This window comes from Zobellia laminariae, from assembly GCF_030553095.1.
Taxonomy (GTDB): Bacteria; Bacteroidota; Bacteroidia; order Flavobacteriales; family Flavobacteriaceae; genus Zobellia; species Zobellia laminariae.
Genome location: NZ_CP130738.1, coordinates 3,761,176 through 3,787,023, shown reverse-complemented (window position 1 = coordinate 3,787,023; position 25,848 = coordinate 3,761,176). Strand labels below are relative to the sequence as shown.

The window sequence follows — 25,848 nt, the reverse complement described above, 5'->3', positions numbered from 1 at the left end:
ATGAGCGATAATAAAAAATGGTATTCTCTAGACCTAGGTCTAAACAATAAAAAAGAATCTTCGGGTTCTTGTGGTTGCGGTAAATCCGAGGGAAGCTGTAATAGCAGCCCTAAAGAAGAAGAACTTAGCGCCGATGAATTTTACGAGGCTGCCATTAATGCATCTATTGGTGAAGAACGCCACCGCGATGGTTTTGAGCAGGTTTTTGATGTAAAGATGGATAGACGAAGTGCCTTTAAAAAGCTAACGGCTAGTCTTGTAATTGGTGCTGGTGCAGTAACTACTTCATGTAGTGTAACCACCGGAAGTGATACCAAAGAAAAAGCTCAGATAGATTGGGAAGAGCAGTTTAAAGGCAACTATAAACTAATGACCGATGAGGAGAAGCAGGGCACTATAAATAGACTTATGCGTTCATATGAATTAAGAACGGATAAGAAAATAAACATGACTGCAGAAAATGCAGCAGAAGATGTGCTCTTTGGCTATGCCTTTAATATATCCAAATGTCAAGGGTATATGAATTGTGTTAGCGCTTGTGTTGAGGAAAACAATCAAGACCGTAATTCCGAAATGCAATACATCCGTATTCATGAAATGAAAGATGGCGAAGGTTTTAAATTCGATAAAGCGGATGACAATTATTACCACGAGGTACCTGCGGAAGGTCATTTCTATATGGGAACACAATGTTTTCATTGTGACAACCCTCCTTGTGTTGAGGTTTGCCCGGTTCAAGCTACCTGGAAAGAGGAAGACGGACTTGTGGTTATAGATTATGACTGGTGCGTTGGCTGCCGTTATTGTATGGCCGCTTGCCCTTACGATGGAAGACGTTTTAACTGGAGTAAACCTGAAGTTCCTGAACCAGAAGTAAACAAAAATCAACATTACTTAGGGAACAGAATGCGTAAAAAAGGCGTCATGGAAAAATGTACTTTCTGTGTGCAACGTACGCGTAAGGGAAAAAACCCGGCCTGTGTAGAAGCATGTCCTACCGGAGCTAGAATTTTCGGTAATCTATTAGATCCCAATAGCACCATACGTTGGGTATTAGAAAATAAAAAAGTATTTAGGTTAAAAGAAGATTTAGGCACAGAACCCAAGTTCTGGTACTTCATGGACTAAGAAATACATAGTAGAAAAGAAAGCACTGAATCGTAACGCTAAGAATACCAGAAATTCTTAGCCAGCAGATTTAAAACAATATACAATGGGAGCATTTAAAGTATTTAAAAGTTTGGTGGTCGATAGTTTAGATACCATAACCAAGGGGTCTAAAACGTATCATCTTTGGATGGGGTTTCTTACCCTTGTGATGCTAATTGGCATGTATTGTTATTCCATTCAATTAGAAGAAGGGCTTAGCGCTACGGGAATGTCCGATCGTGTTAGCTGGGGACTGTACATTTCTAACTTTACTTTTTTAGTCGGAGTTGCCGCTGCTGCCGTTATGCTCGTCATGCCAACCTACGTTCTAAAAGATATTGATTTTAAGCAGGCCGTATTAATTGGAGAAGGACTGGCCGTAGCGGCTTTAATAATGTGTTTGGCCTTTGTAGTTGCCGATATGGGCGGACCATCCGTGTTGTGGCATATGATTCCCGGAATAGGTGTTTTTAACTTCCCGAACTCCATGTTAACTTGGGATGTTATTGTATTAAACGGATACCTTTTTATAAATATTAGTATTCCGTTTTATATCCTTTTTAAGCACTATCAGAATAAAGAAGCTAAGAAAAGCGTCTATGTGCTTAAGGCGCTATTATATCTGTGTTTTGGGCCGTAGGTATTCACTTGGTGACTGCCTTTTTATACCAAGGTCTGCAAGCACGGCCTTTTTGGAACAATGCATTGTTAGGGCCTCGGTTCTTGGCATCGGCATTTGCTGCGGGACCTTCACTTATTATTTTGGTTTTAGCCGTCATACGTTCTTTTACAGCATTTAAGATAGAAGATAAAACAATCAAAAAAATAGCCATGATTGTAACGGTAGCTGCTCAGATAAATTTAATCATGCTGGTCTCGGAATTATTCAAGGAATTTTATGCCCCTACACACCACAGTGAAAGTGCGTATTACCTTTTCTTTGGCCTACATGGTAAAAATGCACTATTACCGTGGATCTGGACTGCTATACCTCTAAACGTTCTTGCAACAGTGATACTCACGTTCAATAAGTTTAGAAATAACCTGAAAGTATTGTACGTCTGCTGCTTTATGCTATTTATAGCTATATGGATAGAAAAGGGGTTTGGCTTAATCGTTCCGGGCTTCATTCCTGGACCTTACGGTAAAATAGTAGAATACCTCCCCACTGGCGTAGAAATAGGCGTAACCATTGGTATTTGGGCTATGGGCGCCTTTGTATTTACCATTCTTGCCAAAACAGCTATTGGTATTGAGTTGGGAGAGCTACGGTATAAACATAAAAAGGCTTAAGCCTCACAACCCTTTCTAAAATATAGGTACAGGTTCCATTACTAGTAGTATAGTAATGGAACCTGTGATGGTTTATATACTTTTTAAATAATTTAAATTGGTTTAGATTAGTGGTGAATTTAAAATAGATATGTTTACCTGTATACATTTTAATATGTTGTGCGTTGTAAACAATCTTAAAAAAGTCAGCCACACGTGCAAGTACATTTCATTGCGCTCGTGTCTAACAAACTAAAAAGAGCTATAACTTCCCTACCACCATCCAGAAAGAAGCATCGTTAAGGTTAATTTTATTTCAAATAAGTTAATATATTTGTGTTAAACACAAATAAATTGGCTAAAGTGGAAATCAACAGGATTAAAGTTGCTCTTGCCGAAACAGAGAAAGAACAAATGGTTAGCAGAACAAATAGGTAAAGATGAATCTACTGTTTCTCAATGGTGTACAAATGCACGACAACCATCTTTAGAGAACTTGCTTAGAGTTGCAAATGCTTTAGAAATAGACATCAGAGATTTACTTTATTCAACCAATAATTCTGAGAATTAATATGAGCGAAAAGAAAACATATATAGACCTATTTGCAGGTTGTGGTGGCCTTTCACTCGGACTTTATAATTCTGGCTTATGGAAAGGGCTATTCGCTATTGAAAAAAGCCCAGATGCATTTGAAACTTTCAACCATAATTTAATTGAAAATAATAACCATTTCGATTGGCCAAATTGGTTACCGAAATCCAACCACGATATTAATACAATAATCAAGGACTATCCTAATGAACTCAAATCATTAAGAGGTAAAATTGATATGGTCGCTGGTGGACCACCTTGTCAAGGTTTTTCTACTGCTGGAAAAAGAAATGAAAATGATTTACGAAATAAATTAATCAAATCTTACATAAATTTTATTCGTCAGGTACAACCAAAAGTTATCTTTTTTGAAAATGTAAAAGGTTTTACTCAAAAATTTGATAAAAATAAAATTAAAGGAAAAGTGTATTCGGAATATGTGAAAAAAGCATTAGAATATACTCCAAAGGACGAAAAATATTTAGGATATAAAGTAGAAGGTCGTCTTGTTGATTTTTCGGAATATGGTGTTCCGCAAAAAAGAACTCGTTTCATTTTAGTCGGAATTAGAAAAGATATTGCTAACAACACAAAACCGACAGACTTTTTTGATTCAATAAGAAGCGAAAGAGAAAAATTCCTAGTAAATAAAGGGATTGGCCTAACAAATAGTTTGGAAGATGCAATATCTGATTTGTTAAGAATTAACGAAACGACATCACCTGATACACCATCATTTAAAACAGGTTTTTATAATAAAACAAAATCTAAATATCAAAAGCTATTAAAAGGAAATTACTCACAAAAATTCCTGATAGTCACAGATTTGCAAAACACAGTCCCTCTACAGTAGAAAAATTCAAGTATATTCTTGAAAATGCAGATAAAAACAAAACGCTTTCAGACGAAATAAAAGAAAGGTTTAATTTAAAAAAAAGAACCATTATTCCTTTGTCTGGAACGACTCCTACTCCAACGATTACGACCTTGCCAGATGATTATGTGCATTATTGTGAGCCTAGAATTTTTACAGTACGTGAATATGCTCGAATACAGTCTTTTAATGATTGGTATGAATTTAAAGGTAAATATACTACTGGTGGAAAAAGAAGAACTCAAGAAGTTCCTAGATATTCACAAATTGGAAATGCAATACCGCCATTATTTGGTGAACAGGCTGGAATAACATTAAATAATCTTATTTAATATGCAGAAACCTCTTCAATTTAAAATTAGTTCTGCATTAAAAAACATTATTGGTAGAGACTTAATTACTGACGATTTTATTGCTGTTTTTGAATTAGTCAAAAACTCTTATGATGCGCACGCAACAAGAGTGGATGTGATTTTCGAAGACATTTATACTGAAAAAGGAAAAATCATAATTAAAGACAATGGTAAGGGAATGGGCTATCAAGACTTACTTGATAAATGGCTTTTTGTTGCTCGTTCCTCGAAAAAAGAAGGAGACGAAGAAGATAGTTACAAGAACTTTAGAGATAAAATCAAAGTCAAAAGAGCTTATGCAGGTGCAAAAGGTATTGGAAGGTTTTCTTGCGATAGACTTGGAAGTGAACTATATCTTGAAACAATTAAAGATGAAGAAAAATCTAAAGTTGAAGCACTTGTAACTGATTGGAATAAATTTGAAGAAGATAGCAACAATGAGTTTGTAAATGTTAGTGTTTTACACGAAACATTGAAAGAGAGCTCTTATGGGGTTAATCAAGGAACTGTTTTAGAAATTTCAAATCTTCATAGCGAATGGGATAGAGACAAGTTTCAAGAACTTAAAGCATCACTAGCTCGATTAATTAACCCTTCTAACATTCAAGATAAAGATTCATTTAAAATTTTTCTTTCAGTTGAGGATGAAATAAAAGGTGATAAAAAACAAAAAGAAAAAAATAAAACTCGATTTGACGATGGCAAACTTGATAAATCAGAAATAGATTATTTCAAGATTATAAATGGCGAAATCCGTAATCCTATTTTCGAAACATTACAGCTAAAAACTAGCTACATTGAATCTGATATACAAGATGATGTTATCATTACTACCTTATTTGAAGGTGGAGAATTAGTATATAAAATTGAAGAAGAAAATCCATTTTCTAATTTCAAAGACATTCATTACTCAATCTATTTTCTCAACCAATCTGCAAAATCAACTTTCACAAGAAGGATGGGTGTTCAACCTGTAGAATATGGTCATATTTTCGTTTACAAAAATGGATTAAGAATCTATCCATATGGAGAAAGAGGAGAAGACCCTTTTGGAATGGACAATAGAAAGGCTCAAGGTAGAACTAGGTATCTAGGAACAAGAGAAGTTATAGGATATATTTCAATAACTGGAACAAATGATAATTTAAGGGAGACTTCAAGTCGTGGAAATGGGCTAATAAGGACATCGACATACGCTAATCTTGAAACTCAATTCTATGAAACTTTAAAAAAATTAGAAAAATTTACTATTGAAATTACAGATTGGGGAAATTTTCTATCCAAAGAAGATTACATAAACTTTGACCAAATTTACATTAAAGAAAGTAGGAATAATCAAGGCGAATTAATAACTAAGGAATTCAATGTAAACGAAAACTTAAGTAATTTGGTTGGTTCGCTTACAAGTTCTAAATCGGTACTTAATTTCGTTCTAGCTCCTAATATCTTAAAAGTTTTAGATAAGAAAGGAGAAAATTCTGCACAAGGAGTTCTTAAAGGAGTTTCGGACAAAATTGATAAAGGGAATTATGATAAAAATGAAGTTAAAAAGTCCCTAAAAGATGCAGAAAAAAAGATTGCAGATTTAAGAAAAAGTAAAGAAGAAGCAGAAAAAGATGCAGACGAACAAAGAAATTTAAGCAAGCAATTAGAAACAGAATTACAGAAAGAAATTGCAGAAAAACTTTTCGACACAACTCAAATTGGACGTGAAAAAAAGGATTTATTGGCTCTCCAACACCAAATAATACATACAGCAGGAAATATTACTTGGAGTTTAGATTCTTTAATAGATGCTATTAATAATGAACAACCAAAAGATGAATTGATTGACGACATAAAGGATATAAGCCTAGAAGTACAGAGAATAGTTAGTGCATCGAGGTTCGTAACAAAAGCAGGGTTTAACACTCAAGCTGAAAAAATAACTAAAGATATTGTTTCGTTCATTAATGATTACGTGAACAATATTTATATCCCTGCCGATTCCTTTATTCATAAAAAACGTCCTATTAAAATATCAATAACGAAACCTAATTTCAAGAGAGAAATGAAATTTCGTCCCTTTGAAATCACAGTAATTTTAGACAATCTATTTTCTAATTCAAGGAAAGCAAAAGCAACTAAAGTTTCGTTAGACTGGAAAAAAGATAAAACACATTTATTGCTTTATTTTAAAGATAATGGTAGCGGTATTCCTGACGAAGTAAAAGAAAATATCTTCAATTTTAGATACAGCAATACAGATGGCTCTGGAATTGGGCTTTATCACGTTAGAGACATATTAGAAAAATATAAATCAAAAATTGAATTCTTACCCAATTCTAGTGGAGCTGAATTCTTAATCAAAATACCGCTATGAAACTAGACTATAAAATTATATGGGTAGAAGATAAAATTGACACAAAACCCTTTCTTTCTCTAAAAGAGAGCGTTAATAAACATTTAGAAGATGAATTTTTTAATGTGTCTATTGAAACCGCAGAAGATTTTGATGAATTCAAGAAAAAATACGAGGAAAATGAAACCTTTGATTTAATCATTACGGATTTAAACTTAAATGAAAGTCACGGTAGCGAAGTGATTGATTATGTAAGGGACGAAAAACACATTTTAACTGAGATATTTTTCTATTCTGCAAATAGTGAGCTATCAAGTACAGAGCTCATAAATAATAGTAGGATTACATTCCATCAAATGGATGAAGCCAATGCTTACAGAGAGTTAGGTAGCTCAATTATAGAATTAATTAATTTGACTATTTCTAAATTTCAGCAGATTGTAACGATGAGAGGAATGATAATGCAAGAAACAAGTTCTTTAGATTTAAAAATGGAAAACATTGTAAAATCTCAACTTAAAAATCCAGAATTATCAGAATCCATACTTCCAGTATTAGAAAGCATTTTTGACAATATACTTGCAAATGCAAGTGAAAAATTCAATAAGGCTAAAGCAAGAAAAGCTAAAGACATACTAAGAGACAATATATTATTCAATTCTTCGCAGAAAATATTTGCGTTAGGTGAAATTCTAAATATTCTTAAAGAGGAAAATTTTTCAGAAGAATATACAAATGAAATAATACTCATTAGAAATCAATTCGCTCACGCTGAATTAATAAAAGATGATAATGGTAAAGAGTATTTCAAAGTAAAAGGTGAAGAAGTTTATTTTGATAGAGACCTTTGTCGTGATATTAGGAAAAATATTAATAAACATATTCTAAATATATCCAACATCGAAAACAAAATAAAGCCCAACGCTTAAAGCCATACACATTTGCAATTCGCACCAGCCAACACTAAAGCCAAAAATTGCAAAAGAGTATGTCTTTGCCAACGCTAGCAAGTTTGCGGAAAGCACTATGCAACAAACAACCCACGAACAATAAGAGCTACGGGCTTAACAAAAACAACAAATTCCCATAAAAAACATTTTACAGGAATTTGAATAAAATAATAAAGCGGCTATCATTTAATAGCTACTTGTGCTAGCAACAGCTCTTTTAATTCCTTAGCTGCTTTAGCTGGGTCTTCTGCTCCGTAAATAGCTGCTCCTGCAACGGCTACTGTAACACCAGATTCTTTAACCGCTGTAATACTACTTAGGTTTACACCACCGGCAATAGAAACTGAAACTCCAACTCTCTTAGCTTCATCTATCAAAACCTAAATTGAGTATCCTTCTTCTGCTTGCTCATATCTTCAAAGTCTGCCATATTTATATTCCGAAGTGTTGGGGTGCTATTCAAAATCAAATAGATATAGATAGCTTTTACATAAAAAAATAACACACAAGTCAATTACAAGTACCGGTAGATTTTCAAAAAAAAGTTTTATATTGCAGTAGCACTCATGGTGCACACTCCCCCTACATTTTGGTAACAAAACAGCTATACGTAGTAGTTACGATATGCATTGCTATTACGAAATAATCGTACGAGTAGATATAGCCAATTGTTGTTTTCAATATAACCAACTAGTAACCAATGATAAAATTCTTTAGAAAATTAGACAAAACTTACTTTCAGAAGGAAAAACTGAAAAATATTTTAGATACGCTATTGGAGAAATTGTGAATCCCAGAGAACTAAGAAAATTAAAAACGATAGTTTAAGAATGACATTAGTAGCACTCGAACCTTCTATGGAATTAGTAAAGTTTCAGGAGAATACTATAAATGCATTACAAAAGGAAATATTAGGGCAAATAAGTCTAAATGAAATCATAGCCTACTATCTACAGGCTACGCTTTATATACTAAACGCTAACCACTATTAAAACTAATCCTATGAAAGCAAAATTTGCAATTAAAATTTTATCGCTTTTTGTAGCGCTTGTAAGCATAAGCTGCAAAAGTGATAGTAAAGAAGAAAAAGAGATAGTACTTACCTCTGGAGTTTTAGGGGAATATATGGATACTTCTGTGAAGCCTTATGATAATTTTACTGCTTTTGTTAATGGTACTTGGATGAAAGATACTGAAATTCCTTCAGATAAATCTTCTTATGGTATTGGATACATACTTCATGAAGAATCTGAAGATAATGTAAAGAAAATTATAGAAGGATCAGCAGACGGAGAATTGGAAAAAGGTACAGATGAACAAAAAGTACAAGATCTTTACAAGTCATATATAGATCTTGAAACAAGAAATCAACTTGGTGTTTCTCCTTTGCAACCTGAATTTGATAAAGTTGATTCCATAAAAAATTATGATGATTTGGCCTCCTATTTTGCTTATGCCAATAAATATGGCATTAGCGTACCATTGACTCTATTTGTATACCAAGATTTAAAAAACCCGACTATTTATACTGTATATACTTATCAAGGAGGTTTAGGATTACCAGATCGTGAATATTACCTTAAAGATGATGATCGTTCTAAAGAGATTAGAGCAAAATATGTTGAACATATTAAGAAAATGTTTGATTTAGCAGGTTTACAAGCTGCTGAAAAAGCTGCTGTAAAAATAATGTCGATTGAAACAGCAATTGCCGAAAAGCACTTAGAAAAGGAAAAGACTAGAGATCTAGTTAGTTTGTATAATATGTTTCCAACGGATACGCTTTCTAACATTATGCCCAATTTTAATTGGACAGGCTACCTTGAAGAAGCTGGTATAAAAGATGAAAAAAATCTTGGGGTATTAATGCTGGAATACACAAAAGCTTTAGACAAAATCATCACATCCACTAGCATTGAAGATTGGAAAATCTATTTAAAATGGAGTGCCCTTAACACCTATGCCTCGCGTTTAAGTAAACCAATTACAGATCAAAATTTTGTTTTCTATAGTAAAGAATTACGTGGTACACCAGAGCAAAGACCTTTATGGAGACGTGGCGTTTCAACTGTAAATGGCACTTTAGGAGAAGTAGTCGGTAAAATTTATGTGAAAAAACACTTTCCACCAGAGGCCAAAGAAAAAATGGAAACATTAGTGTCAAATCTTTTAAAAGCCTATGAACAAAGTATTAAGGAACTTGATTGGATGAGTGCTGATACCAAAAAAGAAGCCTTAGATAAGCTAAGCATATTTACTCCCAAAATAGGGTATCCAGATAAATGGAAATCTTATGATATAGATATTAAGAGAGAGGACCTTTTTGGTAATTTGCAAAGAGCTGCTTTGATGGAATACAATCGTGAACTAGCTAAATTAGGCCAACCGATTGATAAAACCGAATGGGGTATGACACCTCAAACAGTGAATGCTTATTACAATCCAACATTGAATGAGATTGTATTTCCGGCTGCAATTTTACAACCTCCATTTTTCGATTTAAATGCTGAGGATGCCATAAATTATGGATCAATTGGAGCGGTTATTGGCCACGAAATAGGACATGGTTTTGATGATAAAGGAAGTACTTTTGATGGAGATGGTGCAATGAGAAACTGGTGGACAGAAAATGACCGAGAAGAATTTAAAAAACGAACTTCAGCCTTAGTATCTCAATATGATTCATTTGAAGCTTTACCCGGTCTAAACGTGAATGGTGAGTTTACCCTAGGCGAGAACATAGGAGATCTTGGTGGTTTAAGCATCGCCTTAAAAGCATACAAAATTGCCTTGAATGGTAAGGAGTCGCCTGTTATGGATAATTACACAGGAGAGCAACGTGTATTTATCGGATATGCGCAATCTTGGAGAAATAAAATCAGAGATGAGGCCTTACGAATGCAAATTAACACTGATCCTCATTCTCCAGCCAATTTTAGGGTAAACGGAGTGGTCAGTAATATTCCAGAGTTTTATACAGCCTTTAATGTTCAGAAAAGTGATTCCTTGTATTTAGCACCAGAAAATCGAGTAAAAATATGGTAGTGTATTAAATAATCATCAACTTACAGCAGGTATAAAAAATAGCGAAAATATAAATTGAAGTAAATACTAATATGAGAATCTTAAAGAAGATAGGAAAATGGTTCTTGATTTTAATTGGAGTATTTATTGCTTTTATTTTAGTTGTTTTACTAGTAATCCGAATCAATAGTTCTGGAGAAGAAGAACCTTTTTTAGATGAAACGGGTAATGTGCTTCCCAATAGTATTACTACCCATGAGGATATGGTGTAATTAATGGTGCTCCCCAAAGAGTTACCATAAGAGGAAAAGACAAGAATAATCCCGTTCTACTAATAGTTCACGGAGGACCATGGGAGCACCTATTTTACCTGTAATTTATAAACTCACAGGTGTCGATTTAGAAGATTTATTTACAGTCTGTTATTGGGACCAAAGAGGCTCTGGACTTGCATACAATGACAGTATACCCGATTCGTCCATTACCTTAAACCGTATAGTAGATGATGGTTTAGAACTATCAAATCACTTAAAAAAAACTCTTAAAAAAGATAAAATTTATATCGAAGGTTTGTCGTGGGGAACAGCGGTAGCAGCTTATATGGTTCAAAAAAAACCTGAATTATATCACGCCTATATTGGTAGTGGTCTAATGGCGAATCTATCACTTTCAGAAGAGTTGTCTTATGAATTTGCGATGTCAGAAGCTCAAAAACATAATGATACCGTTTCAATCAATCAATTAAAACAAATTGGAAAACCACCATATGTCTCAAATTCAGAAAATACGGTAACTGAAGCCTTTGAAATAGAACGACAGATTGTAATGAAGTATGCACCGATAAAACTAGATACCAATTTTAATTTTATTAAAAGTATGTTTTTAGATAATGGCTTGACGTTTAGTGAGAAATTTACTGATATGATTAATAGTCCTGAAGCCTACTATCCTGCAGCAAAGATTTTAGAATCTACAGCAATTGATATGAATCTAATGCGTGATATTCCCGAATTGAAAGTGCCCGTTTACATATTACAAGGAGACAACGACCATTTTACCGAAACGTCCGTAGCAAAAGTGTATTTTGATTCGATTATTGCACCATCTAAGAAATGGTTTTTATTTGAAAATGGAACACACGGAGTACAAATTGAATATCCAGAAAAATATCGTTCCATATACATCAATGAAATACTGAAAAATTGAACGCTAATGAGAACACCTCATATCCATTCAGCAGGCGTTCGCTTGTAGATTGTAATTAATTAACACAACCGCAATTGAGAAATAAAAAACGGAAATGCCTAAAACCGATAGTATCAGGCACTAATTAACAACCAAAATCCTGACAACTGAACAAAACAACAAATTCCCGTAAAAAAATTTTACGGGAATTTGTATAATATAATAAATCGGCTATTGTATAACAGCGACTTATGCTAGCAACAACTCTTTTAATTCTTTAGCTGCTTTAGCTGGATCTTCTGCTCCGTAGATAGCTGCTCCTGCAACGGCTACTGTAACACCAGATTCTTTAACTGCTGTAATACTGTTTAGGTTTACACCACCGGCAATAGAAACTGAAACTCCAGCTCTCTTAGCTTCATCTATCAAAACCTGAATTGAGTATCCTTCTTCTGCTTGCTCATCCAAACCTGCATGCAGCTCAACAAATTCCGCTCCTAATGCAATAGCTTCTTGAGCACGTTTTACTCTGTCTTTAACACCAATGGTATCTACAACAACACCTTTACCGTGCGCTTTTGCAGACTTTACTGCACCTGCTATGGTAGAATCTCCTGTTGCTCCCAAAATGGTAATATAATCTGCTCCGGCACCAAAAGCCATATCAGCTTCTAATTCTCCGGCATCGGCAGTTTTAAAATCGGCTAAAACCAATTTATCAGGAAAAGCATCTTTCATCTTTCTAATTCCGGATAAACCTTCACTCTTAATAAGTGGTGTTCCCAATTCTATAATATCTATGTAAGGCGCTACTTTAGTTGTTAATGCAATTGCGTCTTCTATTTTTAATAAATCTATTGCTACTTGTAATTTTACCATAATCTTATATTTAAAATGTTCTCTATTATTTACCTATTATCATTTTGTAATACCTACTCCATATTGGCGTGACGCTTCCATAAATCCGAAGCCGGACTTCCGTCCAATTCCCAAAGCGCTTGAATAAGTGCATCCATAACCAATAAAAGCGACTGCTCAAAAAGACTGCCGGCGTATTGCTTGGAAACATCCTCGTCTCTTTCCTTTTTGTGCAGCAGGTATCTTAACGCTGTGGTTTGCCAATAATGCCAATGGAGAGTCCATATTGGTCGTAAAGCACACTACCCCTGCTCCTACTATTTTTGCGGTTTCCGCTGCTCCTACAATTCCGCCAGTGGTTCCAGAACCAGAGCCTGCAATTAGCACATCTCCTTTTCGTATGGCGGGTGATGTTGTTTCGCCAACTACATGAACTTTATATCCTAAATGCATGAATCGCATTGCTGCTGCCTTCATCATGAGTCCGGTACGTCCTGCTCCCATAATAAAAATATGTTCGGCTTCTGTTATTACCGGAATTAAAGCGGCTATATCCTCATATTGGATAGCTTTTACCAGTTTCAGGTGTTCTTCCATAATGGTGTTCATGGCACGCTTAACTAGTTCAGTATCCTTTTTTTTGAGTGTATTTTCCATATCTAAATCGACTTAAAATATTTGGGTCATTAAAACCTGATACAAAATTAGAGAGGCTTCTTCCGGTAGAGTTACACAATCTGATAGATGTCTGGTACAATCTGCCCATTCTGACTTTTTAGATGGTGTTATTAGCTATTTTTGTGGTATATTTTGGAAACGGGTAGTTTTCTAGTCGATTATATCGATTAAAAAATACGTTACGAATTCAATCAAAAAACAGGTATTATGCTCAGTGATAAAGTTTTATATATAAGAGATTTGGGCAACTGCCCTCCTGCCTATTTAAACGATCCGGCGCGAAGAGATTTCTTTGAAATTGTATGGCTACGAAATGAAGATGCCCTTCACGTTCCTCAGCATGATTTCCAAACCTTAAAAGGAGATTGGATTTATTTAATTCCGCCATACAGAGTTCACCAGTTAAACAAAGCCGGAAAAAACGGTGTGTTGATTTCCTTTAAACAGGAACTCTTGGAAGGAGATTTAAAAGAGTTCTTATTGGATGTTTTTAGAATGTTCAATATTCAAGGTGAATTTTCTTGTCTGCAGGTAAATGAAGAGAGCTCAAAAGGGTTGGTTTCCGTTCTTCAGCTTTTGGAGGAAGAATACAATCAAGAAACTATTAATTTAATAATGATGAAAGCCCTTTTAAAGGTGTTTTTATTAAAGCTGATACAACTAAAAGAACAGCACTTTACATTGCAGGACATTAACGAAAAGCGGGTTTACGAGTTTATGCTTTTGCTTGAAATGAATTATCAAAACGAGCGAAATGCCGATTTCTATGCCGGAAAACTGGGCATTAGCGCAAAGCGATTAAATCAAATATTAAAAGAAAAACTAGATAAAACAGGCGTGCAACTTATTCACGACCGTCTTATATTAGAAGCAAAAAGGCAAATTATACATAGCGAGAATACCATTAAAGAAATAGCCTATAATCTAGGTTTTAAGGATCACTCCTACTTTAGCAGATTCTTTAAATTGCATGCGGAACAGACTCCTCAAGAATTTCAAGCTAACGTAAAAAAGCATGTTATATCACACGACAATACTTTATATAGTTAGCGTAATTTTGAGCTGAATTTCATTCATGTAAAGAAAGGTTTCTTTTGAAGAATACGTATCAAAACCAAGCTACAATACTAGTATAGCTTAGGTTTAACAAAAATACAAAGAGCATAAATTGATTGAGGATTTTAAAAATATTGAATATCTGAAGTCTGGAAACGAGAGACAAAAACTCGCCTATGCTGAAATTAAGAAAATTCAAATTCTAGAGAAACTCAAAGAGTATAATCCTATTTTAACGGGAACCATTCCAATAGGCATTGACCTTCCTGAAAGCGATTTAGATATCATTTGTTATTGCACAGACCACTCATCTTTTAGTTCTTTCTTGCAACAAGAATTCTCGCATAAACAAGGTTTTAAAGTTTACGCAACTACGCAAAATGAAACTGTATGTACCATTGCAGAATTTAAATCAGATAGTTTTCTATTTGAGGTTTTCGGTTAGAGCATACCAACCGAAAAGCAAAATGCTTATCGTCATATGATTATTGAAAACCGAATCTTACTAGAAAGAGGGGCTGGGTTTAAAGAAGAAATTATAACGCTAAAATCCAGCGGGATAAAAACAGAACCTGCCTTTGCTAAACTACTGGGCCTAACCGGTAATCCGTATGTTGAATTATTAAAGCTGGATAACAAACATAGCTCTCAATAGAACTATTATAATCTTTGGCTTAATAGAAAACATAAGGTGAATCTAACTTACACCTCCCTATTCCATATCCGTATCCGTATCGCTCTTAGGTTGAATAACCATACTAAAAGAAGGTTCTGTTTCGGTAATACTACCCGCGCCTTTTCTGTTGACTTTAAAAAGAACATCCTTTTTTGTAGAGAATAATATAACAGAAAAGAAATGACTTTTAAGATGAGATTTCAACACTTCAAAAGCCTCATCCAAAGTAAGTTCTTCTTCCCTGTCTTCGGTATCCTTAGATCTATAACGAAATTTTAATAAGACCTTAAAACCATTTTTAGAATAGACCGGTCTTAAAAAGATATTTTTCAGATTAGGCTTCCCAATAGTCTTTGCCATAGTTAACTTGGCAAAGCTGCCTTCTTCAACACTTTCTTCTACCTGATTCCAGAATTGAACAAATACATCTTGATAAGGCATAGACTATAGATTATTAAGGTGATTTTTTGATGCTTCAAAAATAATACTAATTATTTGTTTTATCATCTTGCTATTCCTCTATAGATAAAATGACCGAAACCAAAACTGTTTAAGAAACACACAATCAAGCTATATTGATTGATTCATATAACCATATTCTAACCGTAATAAGGATTTAAAAAACTTCAGACAAAAATCTATATTCCAGTTCTTTAGAGTTCAAAAAAAGGGACGGTTTAAAACCGTCCCTTTCAAATCTATATATTACGTAATAGTTTACTGTCTTACAATTCCCATATCTCCTAAGTCTAGTGCAACCTTGCTTCCACCTTCTTTAATAGATTTATAAATAGCTTCCACAATAATCATATCTCGTTTGCCCATTTCATATAAGTGCATAGTTTGTTGTTCCTAACATAATGTGCTTTGCAAAATCATCCATCTGAAGCTTTTGCATACTCTGATGCGGAAACTTTATTTCTTTCCCGTCTGATGTGCGTCCGGCCAAAGGTCCGTAATTATGGCAAGGGTTTAGCTCTGCCCAGCCTTTTTCAAATGAAACAAATAGTCGGTTAGCATTCGCATTATGCGAGGTATATAAATTGCCTACTACCCCATTTGGAAATTCCATCTGTGCGGTAATAGTTTCATCCGTATCTTTAAAATATTCCGGTCTTGAACTAAATTCCTGTGCAGAAACAGAAATAGGATTTTGTCCCGTTCCATATATATTACTCTGTATAGAGTATACGCCCATATTCATCAAAGCACCACCACCGGAAAGCGCATGGTTTAAACGCCATTGGTCTGGGTTTCCTCCGGATATATAACCCGCATCAGAAGATACGTAACGAACACTTCCATACGGTTTCTCCTTTACCAAGCGTTTAATTTCTTTGGTATACGGATCAGATTGCATACGATAGCCAACAGACAATTTCACGCCAGCCTCGTTACAAGCGTTAATTATAGCGTCGCATTCTTCAACGCTAACTGCCATTGGTTTTTCGCAGATTACATGTTTACCGGCTTTTGCTGCGCGAATACAGAACTCCGCGTGCATGCTATTAGGAAGCACTACGTAAACAATATCAATATCTTTATTTTTAGCAATGGAATCAAAGTTCTCATAGTTGTATACATTCTTTTTAGGAATGTTGTACTTCTCCATCCACTCCTTTTCTTTTGCCGGAGTTCCCGTAACAATCCCTGCCAAATAACAATTTTCAGCATCTTGTAATCCTGGTGCCAATTGTCCGCCACTATAACTTCCCAAACCTACTAAAGCTATACCCAGTTTCTTTTTATCCTTTCCTGAAGAAAATCCATATCCCAAACCAATACTGCTCAAAAGAGCGGTCCCGGCTATGCCTTGCGATAGTTTTGTATTAAAGCTTCTTCTTGATATATTTTTCATTATTTGTTCCTTTTAAAATTTCCTCTCCTAAAATACATATAAATTAGATTCCTCTTCTACCATCCTTTAAGATCGCTACTAAAGAAGAATCAATTTGTAACATTTATGCTAAAACCTATACATATAGGTAAACTACCTCAGGGCAAGCCCACGAGGCATTAAAAGGAATACACTTTGATTTCGAGTCAAACCTCGAATCATTTAATCTCGATTATCGAGTAAAACTAAATTATGGCAGGTGAAGGATTCATGGCGCATGCCATAAGCAGTTTAAAGCAAAACAGAGCTCTTCTTAAGAAACGTAAATTCAAAGACTTACGCGAACTCTACAAAAATGGGGTAAGTAAAACAGAAGTTGAATTTAAAAAGCTAGATGCTAAAGAATGGGCCGTGCTTAAAGAGAGTATTAAAAAACAGCATCAAAATAATCTTCGTATTGAGCTAATGATTTATATCCTATCATTGGTAATAACATTTTGTATTCTCTACTATATATACTGGTTCATCGTAAATTAACGACTGCTCAATTAATTTTTATCTTTCCGGTTGAAAGGCTACCTTTATAAACAGCTAAACTTCAAAATTAATGGCGGCAAAACCTTCCGAATCTCTTAAGACTTTATCTATAATTCATCTAGCTCTAGTAGGCGGTATTCTTGCCTTTGGGATTTTTAAATTTGTTAATAACGGAACTTTCGTTGCCAATGCAGACCCCAAAGATGTCTTTATTTATGTGATACCCGTAGTGGCCGCTTTTGGTTATTTCATGAGTCAATTTATGTTCAAAAAGCAATTGCTTACCATAGATAGAACAGATACCCTTACATTGAAGTTGGCAAAGTACCAAGCTGCATCTATTGTAAAATATGCGTTTATAGAAGGTCCTGCCTTTCTTGCCATAATTGCCTATGGTTTTAACGGGAATGCACTTTTCTTGGTCATTGCAATTTTCTTGGTCGTGTATCTTTTTATGCAAAAACCCAATCAAAAAAAGTTCATAGAAGATGTGCCCTTGACCATAGAAGACAAAAAAGAATTTAAGAACACCAATAGATAATTACCTAAAGAATGAAACTCAAACCAACATTACTTGCTTTATTAATGGGACTAGGAATAATTAATGGAATAAAGGGACAGGATTGGCCAAATTTGAGTCAGTTTCAAGAAGATAACACCAAACTGTCAAAACCAACCGCTAATGAAAACCGAGTGGTTTTTATGGGCAACTCCATTACTATTGGATGGATTGATTCCAGACCTGAGTTTTTTGCAGACAAACCTTATGTGAACAGAGGAATCAGCGGACAGACTACACCGCAAATGCTCGTTCGGTTTAGACCGGACGTCATTAAACTTCAGCCTAAAGTAGTGGTCTTACTGGCAGGTACAAATGATATAGCAGGAAATACAGGGCCTTCAACATTAGAAATGATTATGGATAACATTAAATCTATGGCAGATTTAGCAACCGCAAACGACATAAAAGTAATTTTGTCCTCTAGCCTGCCCGCTTCCAAATATCCATGGAAACCAGAGATGCAGCCTGCTCAAAAAATTGTTGATCTAAACAAAATGATTAAAGCGTACGCCGAAGAAAAAGGTCATATTTATCTTGACTATTTTTCTGCTATGGCAGATGAACGTAACGGTTTGCCAAAAAAATATGCCAATGATGGCGTACATCCTACTGTTGAAGGTTATAAAGTAATGGAACCTCTGGTAGAAAAGGCTATTGCCGAAGCTTTACAAAATTAAAAAGTAGCATACCAATTTTAAAATAGGGCTTTAGCATAAAAAGTGATTTCTGTTTTTATGCATATCTTCGATAGTGATTCTATTTTTATTATCATTCTATAATCCTGCGAATGCAAGAAACAGTTCAAGATTCCGGTTCAACAGATACCAAGAACCAACCCAATACATACGATTCTATAATCATAGGTTCTGGAGCGGGTGGCTTGGCTACGGCTATTTGTTTGGCTAGAGCTGGCAAAAAAGTTTTGGTACTGGAGCAACATGATGTGCCTTATGGTTGGTGCCATAGTTTTTACTTAAACGGACACCGATTTACTCCTGGCGTTCATTATGTTGGATTAATGGCCGAAGGTGAGGCCACCAATGATTTGTATAGAGGTCTGGGCATTGCTAACGAGCTGGTGTTTTTTAGAATGAATCCTGATGCGTACGAACATGTTCGTATTGGTAAAGAACGATTCGATTTTCCGGCCAATTTTAATTTGCTTATTGAACGTCTTTCCGCTCGTTTCCCTAATGACAAAAAACAGATTCACAAATACCTTAACCTTATTAGAAAGGTAAGTGAAGAACTTTACTCCCTGCCCTATTTTAAAGGATTCTGGCAAAAACTGACCATCCCCTTTAAAACCAAACATTTTGGTAAATATGGGATGTTTAGCGTAAGGAAAGTAATAGGGTGGCATATAAAAAATCCGCTTTTAAAAAACATATTGAACATACAGTGTGGGGATCACGGTGTTCAGCCAAAAAAGGTTCCTTTTGTATTGCATAGTGCATTAATGTACCACTATTTTCAAGGTGGATATTACCCCATGGGTGGCGGCGGTGCGCTCATAAAAGCGATGACCAATACGCTTAAAAAACATGGAGGAGAACTACGCACTAGTATGGCAGTTACAAAAATAATTCTGGAAGGCGACCAAAGGAAAAAAGCTGTTGGGGTTGTTCTGGAAAATGGACAAGAACTTTATGCGGATACTATTGTTTCCAATGCAGATGTAGGTATTACGTATAATGATTTGGTAGGAAGAGAAAATCTCAGTGCTAAATTTCAGCAAAAACTTGCCAAAACAAAATATTCCAGCACCTCATTAATGTTGTTTCTGATTGTTGATATGGACTTGCGAAAAGCTGGTCTAGACTCCGGTAATATTTGGATGATGCCCAATAAGGATACAGACGAGTTTTACGATAGCATGTTAGAATCTGATATTTCAAAAGGAGATGCTTTTGAGGGAATGTTCATTAGCTGTACCACTTTAAAAGACCCTTCTAGTTTTGACGGAAAACATCATAGTATAGAAGCCATTACCCTATGGTTGACTATAAGGCTTTTGAAAAGTTTAAAGATGAAAATCAGGAGCGTTCGCAAGAGTACTTAGATTTCAAAGAATTGTTGATGCAAAAAATGATAAACGGATTAGAAAATGCTATTATGGTATCAGTAAACACATCATTCAAAAAGACTTGGGAACACCTTTGACCAACAAATATTACGTTAATACCACGGACGGTAATATCTACGGCACCGAAAAAAGCCTAAAACATATTGGTCCGTTTGCCTACAAGGCAAAAAGTGAAATTGAGAATCTCTATTTATGCGGAGCTAGCATTCTTTCCCATGGTGTGGCAGGAGTTTCACACTCAGGCGTGGATACCGCGGCTCAAATTTTAAAATGTGACCCGGATGAGCTCAAAAAACCACAAGAGGACCAACATATAAGAATCTACGAAGCTGAGGATGCTACGGATTATCCAGAATGGATGTTGAAAAAAATAGCGGTGAAAACAGCTAGGGCAAAAAACAAAAGCGAAGAGATTAATACATAAAATGTATACTAAGTCACTTTTTACAATTTATTATACTCGCCAGACCATTTGTTATACTGTATTATAGTAATACTTCTTAGATTTAAGAAGAATACTATAATACAGACAAATTATGCCAAACCAAAATCGTTTTCTTTCAGCATTACTGCTCTTTCTTTGCTTTTCTCAACTTCAGGCTCAAGTAAAAGTTTACGAAGGTCAAGAAACCATTCCAACCTATAAAATTGGTGTAGATGAATTGAGTCCCATTTTCTACAACGGCCGTGGAGTTCAAGGCGCACAGGGTAAAGTATATCCGTACGCATCACAAACCAAATTAGGCGATTCTTTGGTAGATGTCACTTATGACATGGTCTACCTAGAAAATGAATATATTCTTGTAAAGGTGTTACCTGCCTTTGGAGGCCGTCTTTTTTCGGCTATTGACAAAACCAACGGACACGAATTGTTTCATACCAACAGCGTAATAAAGCCAGATTTAATTGGTACGTTGGGTGCTTGGGTTTCTGGAGGAATAGAATGGTGTTTTCCGCATCACCACCGCACAACTACCATGCTTCCTAGTGATTATAGAATGATAACTAACGAAGACGGAAGCGCCACAGTTTGGATCGGAGAAACCGAAAAAACTAGAGATATGCGAGGCGTTATAGGCATGACCTTAAGACCATAATCGTTCCTATATAGAGGTTGATTATCGCATTAATAATACTAGTGATGTTACTACTACTTTTCTTTTTTGGGCCAATGTGGCTATAACGGCAAACGATGATTTTAGAACGTTCTGGCCTCCTAGTCAAGAGATTGGAGTGTATCACAACAACAGTAGCTTTATCAATTGGCCTTTATCCAATAAAACCGATGATTATGGGCGTACCAGTTATGAAGAAGGTGTAGACTTAACTTGGTGGAAGAATCATCCTAATCCGGTTTCATTTTTTATGTGGGACATTAAAGAAGGATTTATAGGAGGATATGATTACGGACAAAAAGCAGGAACCGTTCACGTAGGGAATCCCTTTGAGAACAACGCTTCAAAACTTTGGCAATTTGGTCCAGGATTACAAGGACAAAATGCAAGACGAAAATTAACGGATGACGGAAAGGCGTATGTAGAACTGATGACGGGTACATTTTCTAATAATCAACCGGATTATAATTGGATTCTCCCCCACTCCGCTAAAGACGCAAAAAATTACTGGTATCCTGTTCGAGATTTAGAGGTGGTTAAGAATTCAAATACCGATGCTTCCGTTACGCTTCAAATGCGAAATGTAAAAACTGTATTTTACGGATTCAACACTACCAAAGATTTTAAAGGAGCAAAAGTTATTCTAAAAAATGATGATACTGTTTTAGAGGGAAAAACGATAGATATTGATCCTGCAAACCCTTTTACATCTACTTATAAAAACAGAAAAGCTTTAGATGAGTATCAACTAACTGCCCTTATTCAAGATGCAGAAGGAAACGAACTTATTTCATATTCACCCTACAAACCAAAAACTCCACAACTTCCAGAAGTTCAAGAGAAAGTAAAGAAACCGGAAGAGCTCAAAACTGTTGAAGACCTTTACCTAGCAGGACGTTTTGTAGAACAATTTAGAAGACCGGGCATTGAACCAGACGATTATTACTTAGCCGCTTTGGAAATATCACCAAACGATTACCGTACGAATCTCGCTTTAGGTATGCGTAAATTCAATCAAACCAAATATGACGAGGCATTAAAATATCTACAAACCGCAGCAGATAAATTAAAAGTAAAATACTATCAGCCCAAAGAAGGTGAAATATTCTATTATTTGGGTTTAACACACCAAGCATTAGGTCATGAAGAGGAAGCGTATTCCAATTTGGCAAGATCAGCTTGGTACTACCAATGGTTCTCCTCTGGTAATTTTAAATTGGCACAAATTGAAAGCACAAAAGGAAACTATCAAAAAGCACTTGAATACGTCCAAGAAGCCTATACTACAAATAATCGCGATGGTAGAATTGTAGTATTGTATGCCGCTTTACTCCGTAAACTCAACCGCCAAAGCGAAGCCGTGACTCTTCTAGAGCAGCAGATTGCTTATGACCCTTTAGATTTTTCAGTCCTTTATGAAATGGAACTGGCCAAAGGTAATAGTTCAATGGAAGCCTGGAAAGACAACATGCAAAACCCAGAGAACAATTATCTGGAAATTGCTACGAATTACATGAACGCAGGTCTTACCGAGGATGGTATTACGCTGTTATCTGACGTGAAGAATGTATCTAGTCCGCTTGTGCACTATTACAAAGCTTGGTTTTATACTGAAGCAGCTGATTCTAGCAAAGCGAAAGAAGCCTTGGCTAAAGCAAAAAATGCATCCCTAGATTATGCTTTTCCGTATCGTACGGAAACCGAAACTGTTTTAAATAAAGCACTTGAGATTGATACCAATAACGCCACTACTTTTTATCTTTTTGGTAATCTACTTTATGACAAAAGACCAGATGATGCTATAAAGTATTGGGAGAAGGCCGGTGCTATAGATACTAGCATTCCTATGGTTTGGCGTAATCTAGCATTTGGAGCATTCTATCACCAAAAGAATCCTTCACAAGCTATAGATTTTATGACCAAAGCAATTTCGCTAGACAATTCAAATCCGCTTTGGTATTCAGAGCTTTCTAAATACTACGATGAATCGGATGCCGATTTTAGAAAGAATCTTGAAATCCTAGAGAGCAATCTTGATATTGTAAGACAAGACGTAGACGCACCTAAAACTTACGTAGAATTACTGAACCTAGCAGGTGATTACGATAAGGCTATTGCGTTTTTAGACAAACATCATTTTAGAACCTGGGAAGGCGGTAGAGAAACCTATTGGCATTATGTAGATGCACATACTTTAAAAGCTAAGCAATTGATCGCTGATAAAAAGCCACAAGATGCTATTACCCATTTAGAGCGTGCATTGCTTTATCCAGAAAATCTTGAAGTAGGTAAACCTACCCATGATGAAAAGAATGCCATGATTTACTATTATATGGGTGAAGCTTATGAGCAACTGGGCGATGCCAAAAAAGCAAAATCTAGTTTTCAAAAAAGTGTTGCTGCCCAAAACGGAAGAGGTATGAACGACCTTATCTTCTTTCAGGGAAAATCTCTTGAGAAATTGGGTGATTCAGAGAAAGCCAAGTCCATGTTCCAGAGCTTAATTGCAAAAGGGAACGGTATGCGTGAGAGTGGCAACGGTAATACGTTAGTTGCGGTTGAAGAAGCCTCTGCCACGAACAATAAATTCATCTCCAACTCTTACTATCTGGAAGCATTGGGGAATGCTGGACTGGGAAATACAGATGAATCAAAGAAAGAATTACAAAAGGCTCTAGACATTTACAAAAACAATCTGTGGGCCAAAGTTATGATTCAAAATTAATATGAATCACTCAAAATATATGTTTCGGAACACCAAAATTTTAATCGCTTTATGCTTTCTATCCACTTCTGTATTTGCACAGCAGGAAAAGAAACTTTCTTTAGGTGAACAGCCCGTTTTTAAGGTTTCCAAGGTGAGTGAACCCATAGTTATTGATGGCAAAATGGATGAAGCAAGTTGGTCAAAAACAGAAGCTAGAACATTGGATTATTTTTATAGGGTTGACATGCCTACGGACCAGCAAAAATCGACTTTTAGGATGCTCTGGGGTAAAGAAAAATTCTATGTATTTTTTGAAATGGAAGACCAATATATTACGGCTAGGGAAACCAAAAGAGACGGACAACCTTACTTAGATGACTGTGCCGAAATATTCTTTATTACTGCGCCAGATAGTTTAGACACTCATTTTGGATATGAACTAAACCTGAACAAGGCCGTGAACGACTTCATTTTTTTTAACGATTATGTAAAGGGAAAAGATGTGGTTTACAAAACTTTCAACCCAGACTTTGAGGTTGAAGTTACCTATGATGGAACTATAAACGATAATTCTGATATTGATAAGGGATGGACCATGGAAATGGCCATCCCCTATTCAAACTTTGGTGAGCTTGGTAAAGTTGTTGCAATTGAACCCGGAAACAAATGGGCTTTCCTTGCTATAAGACAAGACCGAAATGATGCCGAGGGCGACAGACGGTCTACTTCAACGATATTTCCTATTTATGACATTTCTAAAAATGTACACCAAGCCAACCGTTTTGGTTTAATGGAATTCGTTGAATAATATATTTGATTACCAGTTGGTAAATGAACCATCTTTACGACGTAATCTTGGTATTTCAATTGGTTTAAAAGTATGTTTTAGTGCCAATTCTTCATTAAACTCAACTCCTAGTCCCGGAGTATCCAATACAGGATAAGTAGGTCCGTCCAATATAGGTCGTACAGGATAAAACTCTGGAGCATCCGTACCCATATACTGTGCAGGCGTATTCATTTCTTCCAACCAACCAAAGTTAGGACAAGCTGCAGCCATATGAATGGTAGCTGCTGTACAAATAGGTCCTAGTGGGTTATGCGGCATCAAATCTATGTAATGAGCTTCTGCCAAACTAGCTACTTTCATAGCCTCGGTAATTCCACCAACATTACAAATGTCTATTCGTGCATATTGAGTTAAGTTTCGCTCCAAAAATGGTAAAAATTGCCATTTGCTAGAAAACTCTTCACCTATCGTAAAAGGAATATCTACCATTTTCCTAAGGTTCTCGTAGGCTTCAGGATTTTCATCACGAATAGGTTCTTCAATATAATCCAAAGTTCCATAAGTGGCATCCGGTTTATAAAAGAATACGTCTGTGCCGGCGTAAGTCTTGTATGGTAATCAATTCCTATGGTTATAGCTGAGCCTACTTCTTTACGAAGGTCGGTAAGCCATTCGGCGATTGTAGCAATGGATTGTCGCGGTTCAAAAAGTTCCTTATCTCCTTCTGCTTCAAATTCTGCAGGAGCCAAGCGCAACATCGTCCAACCTTCTTTGATACAGGTTTTGGAATACTCAAAAAGCTCTTCTCTAGTTCTAAAACGAACCGAAGCAAAACAGTCTACATAATCTCTGTGTTTGCCTCCCAGTAATTCATATACGGGAACGCCCAAAGCTTTTCCTTTTATATCATAGAGAGCTATATCTATAGCTGAAATAGCTGCCGTAAGTACACGTCCACCTTCAAAATATTGACCACGGTACATTTCTTGCCAAAGCGCCCCAATATTTCGCGCATCTTTGCCAATTAAAAAACCTTTAAAGTGTTCAATTGCACCAATAACGGCCAATTCTCTACCGGAAAGACCAGAAGCCCCCCATCCATATATTCCTGAATCTGTTTCAACCTTAATGACTAGCTGACTTCCAAAACCTACATTTATAGGGAAAGTTTTAATAGCTGATATTTTCATAAAATGCCTATTTACT

The 25,848-nt window shown here is 35.7% G+C and carries 29 protein-coding genes and 1 pseudogene; 22 read left to right on the top strand and 8 right to left on the bottom strand.

What is annotated here, in order from left to right; all coding sequences use genetic code 11:
• From Q5W13_RS18165 to Q5W13_RS18130, 8 genes are all read left to right on the top strand, one after another.
• On the top strand, positions 1–1,128 hold the full coding sequence (locus Q5W13_RS18165) for a 4Fe-4S dicluster domain-containing protein (RefSeq protein ID WP_304443971.1): 1,128 nt from the start codon (positions 1–3) through the stop codon (positions 1,126–1,128).
• A gap of 85 nt (positions 1,129–1,213) precedes the next feature.
• Entirely contained in the window at positions 1,214–1,789 is a 576-nt protein-coding gene (gene nrfD / locus Q5W13_RS18160) for an NrfD/PsrC family molybdoenzyme membrane anchor subunit (protein ID WP_304443970.1), read from the top strand.
• On the top strand, positions 1,774–2,442 hold the full coding sequence (gene nrfD / locus Q5W13_RS18155; RefSeq protein WP_304443969.1) for an NrfD/PsrC family molybdoenzyme membrane anchor subunit: 669 nt from the start codon (positions 1,774–1,776) through the stop codon (positions 2,440–2,442). The genes nrfD (Q5W13_RS18160) and nrfD (Q5W13_RS18155) overlap by 16 nt, the downstream gene beginning before the upstream one ends.
• Before the next feature lie 370 nt (positions 2,443–2,812).
• Positions 2,813–2,992, top strand: coding sequence for a helix-turn-helix transcriptional regulator (locus tag Q5W13_RS18150; protein ID WP_304443968.1), 180 nt, complete (start codon positions 2,813–2,815; stop codon positions 2,990–2,992).
• A gap of 1 nt (position 2,993) precedes the next feature.
• Complete coding sequence (locus Q5W13_RS18145) at positions 2,994–3,866, top strand: DNA cytosine methyltransferase (protein ID WP_304443967.1); 873 nt, start codon at positions 2,994–2,996, stop codon at positions 3,864–3,866.
• On the top strand, positions 3,785–4,219 hold the full coding sequence (locus Q5W13_RS18140) for a DNA cytosine methyltransferase (RefSeq protein WP_368662571.1): 435 nt from the start codon (positions 3,785–3,787) through the stop codon (positions 4,217–4,219). Before Q5W13_RS18145 ends, Q5W13_RS18140 begins: the two co-directional genes overlap by 82 nt.
• A gap of 1 nt (position 4,220) precedes the next feature.
• Complete coding sequence (locus tag Q5W13_RS18135; protein ID WP_304443966.1) at positions 4,221–6,602, top strand: ATP-binding protein; 2,382 nt, start codon at positions 4,221–4,223, stop codon at positions 6,600–6,602.
• Positions 6,599–7,510: a hypothetical protein gene (locus Q5W13_RS18130; RefSeq protein ID WP_304443965.1), complete on the top strand. Its 912-nt coding sequence runs from the start codon at positions 6,599–6,601 to the stop codon at positions 7,508–7,510. The genes Q5W13_RS18135 and Q5W13_RS18130 overlap by 4 nt, the downstream gene beginning before the upstream one ends.
• A 203-nt stretch (positions 7,511–7,713) precedes the next feature.
• Here the strand turns inward: Q5W13_RS18130 and Q5W13_RS18125 are convergent, their stop codons facing one another.
• Entirely contained in the window at positions 7,714–7,908 is a 195-nt protein-coding gene (locus Q5W13_RS18125) for a beta/alpha barrel domain-containing protein (protein WP_304443964.1), read from the bottom strand.
• Positions 7,909–8,361: 453 nt separating this feature from the next.
• Here Q5W13_RS18125 and Q5W13_RS18120 point away from each other — a divergent pair, with 453 nt between their 5' ends.
• The 4 genes from Q5W13_RS18120 to Q5W13_RS18105 all read left to right on the top strand — a co-directional run bounded on the left by Q5W13_RS18120 (position 8,362) and on the right by Q5W13_RS18105 (position 11,761).
• Entirely contained in the window at positions 8,362–8,523 is a 162-nt protein-coding gene (locus Q5W13_RS18120; RefSeq protein WP_304443963.1) for a hypothetical protein, read from the top strand.
• Between the two features lie 10 nt (positions 8,524–8,533).
• The gene (locus tag Q5W13_RS18115) at positions 8,534–10,576 is read left to right on the top strand and encodes a M13 family metallopeptidase (RefSeq protein WP_304443962.1); all 2,043 of its coding nucleotides are present in this window, start codon (positions 8,534–8,536) and stop codon (positions 10,574–10,576) included.
• 71 nt (positions 10,577–10,647) lie between these two features.
• On the top strand, positions 10,648–10,827 hold the full coding sequence (locus Q5W13_RS18110; protein ID WP_304443961.1) for a hypothetical protein: 180 nt from the start codon (positions 10,648–10,650) through the stop codon (positions 10,825–10,827).
• A gap of 79 nt (positions 10,828–10,906) precedes the next feature.
• Complete coding sequence (locus tag Q5W13_RS18105) at positions 10,907–11,761, top strand: alpha/beta fold hydrolase (RefSeq protein WP_304443960.1); 855 nt, start codon at positions 10,907–10,909, stop codon at positions 11,759–11,761.
• 228 nt (positions 11,762–11,989) lie between these two features.
• Here Q5W13_RS18105 and hxlA read toward each other — a convergent pair whose 3' ends face one another.
• Both hxlA and hxlB read right to left on the bottom strand, forming a co-directional pair.
• A complete protein-coding gene (gene hxlA / locus Q5W13_RS18100; RefSeq protein ID WP_304443959.1) occupies positions 11,990–12,619 on the bottom strand; it encodes a 3-hexulose-6-phosphate synthase in 630 nt (209 codons plus the stop codon).
• A gap of 156 nt (positions 12,620–12,775) precedes the next feature.
• A complete protein-coding gene (hxlB, locus tag Q5W13_RS18095) occupies positions 12,776–13,255 on the bottom strand; it encodes a 6-phospho-3-hexuloisomerase (protein WP_304443958.1) in 480 nt (159 codons plus the stop codon).
• A 228-nt stretch (positions 13,256–13,483) separates the two neighbouring features.
• Between hxlB and Q5W13_RS18090 the strand changes: the two genes are divergently transcribed.
• The gene (locus tag Q5W13_RS18090; protein ID WP_304443957.1) at positions 13,484–14,326 is read left to right on the top strand and encodes a helix-turn-helix domain-containing protein; all 843 of its coding nucleotides are present in this window, start codon (positions 13,484–13,486) and stop codon (positions 14,324–14,326) included.
• Between the two features lie 118 nt (positions 14,327–14,444).
• Positions 14,445–14,987 (top strand): annotated as a pseudogene (locus tag Q5W13_RS18085) (DUF4269 domain-containing protein).
• Positions 14,988–15,044: 57 nt separating this feature from the next.
• Here Q5W13_RS18085 and Q5W13_RS18080 read toward each other — a convergent pair.
• The 3 genes from Q5W13_RS18080 to Q5W13_RS18070 all read right to left on the bottom strand — a co-directional run bounded on the left by Q5W13_RS18080 (position 15,045) and on the right by Q5W13_RS18070 (position 16,866).
• A complete protein-coding gene (locus Q5W13_RS18080) occupies positions 15,045–15,449 on the bottom strand; it encodes a hypothetical protein (RefSeq protein ID WP_304443956.1) in 405 nt (134 codons plus the stop codon).
• 276 nt (positions 15,450–15,725) lie between these two features.
• On the bottom strand, positions 15,726–15,848 hold the full coding sequence (locus Q5W13_RS18075) for a hypothetical protein (protein ID WP_304443955.1): 123 nt from the start codon (positions 15,846–15,848) through the stop codon (positions 15,726–15,728).
• Positions 15,835–16,866, bottom strand: coding sequence for a Gfo/Idh/MocA family protein (locus tag Q5W13_RS18070; RefSeq protein ID WP_304443954.1), 1,032 nt, complete (start codon positions 16,864–16,866; stop codon positions 15,835–15,837). Before Q5W13_RS18070 ends, Q5W13_RS18075 begins: the two co-directional genes overlap by 14 nt.
• Positions 16,867–17,097: 231 nt before the next feature.
• Here Q5W13_RS18070 and Q5W13_RS18065 point away from each other — a divergent pair, with 231 nt between their 5' ends.
• The 8 genes from Q5W13_RS18065 to Q5W13_RS18030 all read left to right on the top strand — a co-directional run bounded on the left by Q5W13_RS18065 (position 17,098) and on the right by Q5W13_RS18030 (position 24,660).
• Positions 17,098–17,382, top strand: coding sequence for a hypothetical protein (locus tag Q5W13_RS18065; RefSeq protein WP_155596001.1), 285 nt, complete (start codon positions 17,098–17,100; stop codon positions 17,380–17,382).
• A gap of 70 nt (positions 17,383–17,452) precedes the next feature.
• Complete coding sequence (locus Q5W13_RS18060; RefSeq protein ID WP_304443953.1) at positions 17,453–17,923, top strand: hypothetical protein; 471 nt, start codon at positions 17,453–17,455, stop codon at positions 17,921–17,923.
• Between the two features lie 11 nt (positions 17,924–17,934).
• Positions 17,935–18,621: an SGNH/GDSL hydrolase family protein gene (locus Q5W13_RS18055; RefSeq protein WP_304443952.1), complete on the top strand. Its 687-nt coding sequence runs from the start codon at positions 17,935–17,937 to the stop codon at positions 18,619–18,621.
• Positions 18,622–18,731: 110 nt separating this feature from the next.
• Positions 18,732–20,006 carry a phytoene desaturase family protein gene (locus Q5W13_RS18050; protein WP_304443951.1) on the top strand — a complete coding sequence of 425 codons (1,275 nt, stop codon included), beginning with the start codon at positions 18,732–18,734 and terminating at the stop codon, positions 20,004–20,006.
• A gap of 85 nt (positions 20,007–20,091) precedes the next feature.
• Positions 20,092–20,454 carry a hypothetical protein gene (locus tag Q5W13_RS18045; protein WP_304443950.1) on the top strand — a complete coding sequence of 121 codons (363 nt, stop codon included), beginning with the start codon at positions 20,092–20,094 and terminating at the stop codon, positions 20,452–20,454.
• A 112-nt stretch (positions 20,455–20,566) separates the two neighbouring features.
• A complete protein-coding gene (locus Q5W13_RS18040) occupies positions 20,567–21,127 on the top strand; it encodes a DUF5107 domain-containing protein (RefSeq protein ID WP_304443949.1) in 561 nt (186 codons plus the stop codon).
• Between the two features lie 76 nt (positions 21,128–21,203).
• Positions 21,204–23,870: a DUF5107 domain-containing protein gene (locus Q5W13_RS18035; protein ID WP_368662310.1), complete on the top strand. Its 2,667-nt coding sequence runs from the start codon at positions 21,204–21,206 to the stop codon at positions 23,868–23,870.
• A 19-nt stretch (positions 23,871–23,889) separates the two neighbouring features.
• Positions 23,890–24,660: a carbohydrate-binding family 9-like protein gene (locus tag Q5W13_RS18030; protein ID WP_304443948.1), complete on the top strand. Its 771-nt coding sequence runs from the start codon at positions 23,890–23,892 to the stop codon at positions 24,658–24,660.
• A 9-nt stretch (positions 24,661–24,669) separates the two neighbouring features.
• On the opposite strand, the gene Q5W13_RS18025 is transcribed toward Q5W13_RS18030, so the two are convergent.
• Complete coding sequence (locus Q5W13_RS18025) at positions 24,670–25,194, bottom strand: enolase C-terminal domain-like protein (protein ID WP_304443947.1); 525 nt, start codon at positions 25,192–25,194, stop codon at positions 24,670–24,672.
• On the bottom strand, positions 25,125–25,832 hold the full coding sequence (locus Q5W13_RS18020; RefSeq protein WP_304443946.1) for an enolase-like domain-containing protein: 708 nt from the start codon (positions 25,830–25,832) through the stop codon (positions 25,125–25,127). The genes Q5W13_RS18025 and Q5W13_RS18020 overlap by 70 nt, the downstream gene beginning before the upstream one ends.
• Positions 25,833–25,848: the final 16 nt, after the last annotated feature.

Bases quoted from the DNA above. Each gene is read 5' to 3' on its own strand.
- Q5W13_RS18165 (WP_304443971.1), top strand. From the start codon at position 1: ATGAGCGATAATAAAAAATGGTATTCTCTAGACCTAGGTCTAAACAAT.
- nrfD (WP_304443970.1), top strand. From the start codon at position 1,214: ATGGGAGCATTTAAAGTATTTAAAAGTTTGGTGGTCGATAGTTTAGAT.
- Q5W13_RS18145 (WP_304443967.1), top strand. From the start codon at position 2,994: ATGAGCGAAAAGAAAACATATATAGACCTATTTGCAGGTTGTGGTGGC.
- Q5W13_RS18135 (WP_304443966.1), top strand. From the start codon at position 4,221: ATGCAGAAACCTCTTCAATTTAAAATTAGTTCTGCATTAAAAAACATT.
- Q5W13_RS18130 (WP_304443965.1), top strand. From the start codon at position 6,599: ATGAAACTAGACTATAAAATTATATGGGTAGAAGATAAAATTGACACA.
- Q5W13_RS18120 (WP_304443963.1), top strand. From the start codon at position 8,362: ATGACATTAGTAGCACTCGAACCTTCTATGGAATTAGTAAAGTTTCAG.
- Q5W13_RS18115 (WP_304443962.1), top strand. From the start codon at position 8,534: ATGAAAGCAAAATTTGCAATTAAAATTTTATCGCTTTTTGTAGCGCTT.
- Q5W13_RS18110 (WP_304443961.1), top strand. From the start codon at position 10,648: ATGAGAATCTTAAAGAAGATAGGAAAATGGTTCTTGATTTTAATTGGA.
- Q5W13_RS18105 (WP_304443960.1), top strand. From the start codon at position 10,907: ATGGGAGCACCTATTTTACCTGTAATTTATAAACTCACAGGTGTCGAT.
- hxlA (WP_304443959.1), bottom strand. From the start codon at position 12,619: ATGGTAAAATTACAAGTAGCAATAGATTTATTAAAAATAGAAGACGCA.
- hxlB (WP_304443958.1), bottom strand. From the start codon at position 13,255: ATGGAAAATACACTCAAAAAAAAGGATACTGAACTAGTTAAGCGTGCC.
- Q5W13_RS18090 (WP_304443957.1), top strand. From the start codon at position 13,484: ATGCTCAGTGATAAAGTTTTATATATAAGAGATTTGGGCAACTGCCCT.
- Q5W13_RS18080 (WP_304443956.1), bottom strand. From the start codon at position 15,449: ATGCCTTATCAAGATGTATTTGTTCAATTCTGGAATCAGGTAGAAGAA.
- Q5W13_RS18075 (WP_304443955.1), bottom strand. From the start codon at position 15,848: ATGCACTTATATGAAATGGGCAAACGAGATATGATTATTGTGGAAGCT.
- Q5W13_RS18070 (WP_304443954.1), bottom strand. From the start codon at position 16,866: ATGAAAAATATATCAAGAAGAAGCTTTAATACAAAACTATCGCAAGGC.
- Q5W13_RS18065 (WP_155596001.1), top strand. From the start codon at position 17,098: ATGGCAGGTGAAGGATTCATGGCGCATGCCATAAGCAGTTTAAAGCAA.
- Q5W13_RS18060 (WP_304443953.1), top strand. From the start codon at position 17,453: ATGGCGGCAAAACCTTCCGAATCTCTTAAGACTTTATCTATAATTCAT.
- Q5W13_RS18055 (WP_304443952.1), top strand. From the start codon at position 17,935: ATGAAACTCAAACCAACATTACTTGCTTTATTAATGGGACTAGGAATA.
- Q5W13_RS18050 (WP_304443951.1), top strand. From the start codon at position 18,732: ATGCAAGAAACAGTTCAAGATTCCGGTTCAACAGATACCAAGAACCAA.
- Q5W13_RS18040 (WP_304443949.1), top strand. From the start codon at position 20,567: ATGCCAAACCAAAATCGTTTTCTTTCAGCATTACTGCTCTTTCTTTGC.
- Q5W13_RS18030 (WP_304443948.1), top strand. From the start codon at position 23,890: ATGTTTCGGAACACCAAAATTTTAATCGCTTTATGCTTTCTATCCACT.
- Q5W13_RS18020 (WP_304443946.1), bottom strand. From the start codon at position 25,832: ATGAAAATATCAGCTATTAAAACTTTCCCTATAAATGTAGGTTTTGGA.